General features: G+C 47.0%; 4 protein-coding genes. 1 reads left to right on the forward strand and 3 read right to left on the reverse strand.

What is annotated here, in order from left to right; translation table 11 throughout:
• Positions 1 to 10 precede the first annotated feature (10 nt).
• Both VN429_RS04560 and VN429_RS04565 read right to left on the reverse strand, forming a co-directional pair.
• On the reverse strand, positions 11 to 421 hold the full coding sequence (locus tag VN429_RS04560; protein ID WP_325630274.1) for an arsenate reductase ArsC: 411 nt from the start codon (positions 419 to 421) through the stop codon (positions 11 to 13).
• An 11-nt stretch (positions 422 to 432) separates the two neighbouring features.
• The gene (locus tag VN429_RS04565; protein ID WP_325630279.1) at positions 433 to 882 is read right to left on the reverse strand and encodes an ArsR/SmtB family transcription factor; all 450 of its coding nucleotides are present in this window, start codon (positions 880 to 882) and stop codon (positions 433 to 435) included.
• Positions 883 to 946: 64 nt separating this feature from the next.
• Here VN429_RS04565 and VN429_RS04570 point away from each other — a divergent pair, with 64 nt between their 5' ends.
• Positions 947 to 1,414, forward strand: coding sequence for a putative zinc-binding protein (locus VN429_RS04570; RefSeq protein WP_325630281.1), 468 nt, complete (start codon positions 947 to 949; stop codon positions 1,412 to 1,414).
• 24 nt (positions 1,415 to 1,438) lie between these two features.
• Here VN429_RS04570 and arsB read toward each other — a convergent pair whose 3' ends face one another.
• The gene (gene arsB / locus VN429_RS04575) at positions 1,439 to 2,506 is read right to left on the reverse strand and encodes an ACR3 family arsenite efflux transporter (protein ID WP_325630283.1); all 1,068 of its coding nucleotides are present in this window, start codon (positions 2,504 to 2,506) and stop codon (positions 1,439 to 1,441) included.
• Between the last annotated feature and the right edge of the window lie 49 nt (positions 2,507 to 2,555).

The following is a 2,555-nucleotide window of genomic DNA, read 5'->3' on the forward strand; positions in this document are numbered from 1 at the left end:
ATAATAAATATTAATTTTTGAGGTTTGCATCAATCCAGATGATGATCTCATCCCTTACCTGTCTAAAGAGCTTCATCTGGTCTTCTTCGCTCCCTGTTGCAGATGACGGGTCCGGAAAACTGACATGAATCATCTTTTTTGCTCCGGGAAACATCGGACAGGCAGCATTGGCACTATCACAGACAGTCACCACGAGATCGATATCCAGGTCAAAGAACTCGATAAGTGCCTTTGATCGGTGATAGCTGATATCAATTCCAATCTCTTCCATAGCCCTAATAGCTAGGGGATGAACCCGTGTTACTTCCGTTCCAGCACTGAATCCTTCGTATCTATCGCTATACTTCGCATTGAGATACCCTTCTGCCATCTGGGAGCGGGCAGAATTGTGGGTACAGATAAAGAGAACTTTTTGTTTCATAGGAGCACCAATTATTTCTGTTTCGTATTCTTCTTCCACTGTTGATGGAGGAACGTGATTATCGTCCGGTCTGCATCCTCCCTGAACCTGTAGATCTTGTGATTTGACCGGTAATAGGTCTCGATAAGTCCAGCATCCTTGAGGATCTTCAGGTGGTTGGAGATGAGAGTGGATGATTCTTTGAAGATCCAGATGAATTCGCAGACACATTGGTCACGATTACTGAGCATCAGGAGGATCTTAAGCCTGAGGGGATGACTGATAACCTTGAGAATCTGCTCCATTTTCTGTACGGTTTCTTCCTCCAGTGCTGATTTCACCTGGTTCAGTTCCTCCTCCCAGTCTTCCCGGAGGGCACAGTCTGCGGGACAACACCGGGTACTCACCATGATCTCACATCCTGAAGGGGAACCTGGATATTCCCGTGATCTGGCATATGTAATCATTTCCCTGTATTTCATAAAAAAATGAAGTACAGATCATCCCTTTTCCCATATTCTGGATGATATCATAGTGGTGAAACCAATGGAGTATGAAACCATTCAGATTAGAAAGATAGAAGGTGCCTGCGGGCTGTGCGAAGAGTACTCGGAAAAGAACAGTACCTCTCCACCGAAGATTGCTATTCTCTCCTGCGAAGGTGCCTGTGCACGAGGAGAAGTATCCCGGCGGGCAGCAAATCTTGTTGCTCATTCACTGGCAAAAGAGGAGACGGTTCGGATCTGCCTCGGCGGTGCGTTCACGAAGAATACCGGACAGAGAAACCTGGTCAGGCGGGCAGAGAGGTGTCTTGCTATCGAGGGCTGCTTTGTATCGTGTGCCTCCCGGATGATGCAGGGAGTGCTTCCTGATCTGAATCCGGAGGTTATCCTGGCTGATACGCTCTATGAAGAATCGCTTCCGTTCGGGATCGATGAGGTATCAGATGAGACATTCAGTGCATATGCCAGGCAGGTTGCAGAAAAAGTAGTAACGAAGTATGTCCACAAGTAACTATTCATTCAATAGTTCATAAAATCAGGAGAGGGTACATGCTCCTCCGGACTCATTCCCGTACCACTTTCCTTTCAGATAGAGAGCAACGTTTACCAGGCTGATAAGCACCGGGACTTCTACCAGGGGGCCGATGACTGTTGCAAAGGCGACCGGTGATGCGATCCCAAACACAGCGATGGCAACTGCAATTGCAAGTTCGAAGTTGTTAGAAGCTGCAGTAAATGAAAGGGTTGCGGATTTCTGGTAATCGACGCCTGCTTTCCAGCTCATCCAGAAGGTAGCCATGAACATGATCAGGAAGTAGCAAACCAGAGGGATTGCCACCCTGATGACATCGAATGGGACGGTTATGATGTACTCTCCTTTCAGGGAGAACATGACGATGATCGTAAAGAGCAGAGCGATAAGGGTGATAGGGGATATTCTTGGGATGAAGACAGTCTCATACCAGGTTTTTCCTTTCTTTTTTATGAGGATAATCCTGCTGAATAGTCCGGCAAGAAACGGAATACCGAGATAGATGAACACGCTGATGGCTATCTCAACCATAGTGATCGATACAGATGTGCCTGTGATCCCAAAGATCGGGGGAAGTACGGTGATGAATATCCATGCATACAGGGAGAAGAACAGGACCTGAAAGGTTGAGTTCAATCCTACGATGGCGGCACAATATTCACAGTCTCCTCCGGCAAGGTCATTCCATACAATAACCATCGCAATGCACCGGGCTATCCCGACGAGGATGAGACCGTACATGAGGAGGGGTTGATCACGGAGGAAAAGTATTGCCAGAAGAAACATCAGAATCGGGCCGATGAACCAGTTCTGAACAAGCGAAAGTCCAAGAACTTTTCTGTCTTTGAATACCAGATGGAGTTCTTCGTACCTGACCTTTGCAAGAGGAGGATACATCATGAGTATCAGGCCGATTGCGATGGGGATCGACGTCGTCCCAACCGAGAGGCTGGTAATGAAGGCTGTAGCTGCCGGTGCGAAGTACCCAATCGCAATTCCGATAATCATTGCCAGAAATATCCAGAGGGTCAGATATGTGTCAAGGAAGGATAACCGTTTTAATGCAGACATATTGATTCATCCGTAGGCGTCACAATAGTGAACTAACTCAGTATTAATT

The sequence above is a fragment of the Methanospirillum sp. genome, assembly GCF_035560735.1.
Classification (GTDB): domain Archaea; phylum Halobacteriota; class Methanomicrobia; order Methanomicrobiales; family Methanospirillaceae; genus Methanospirillum.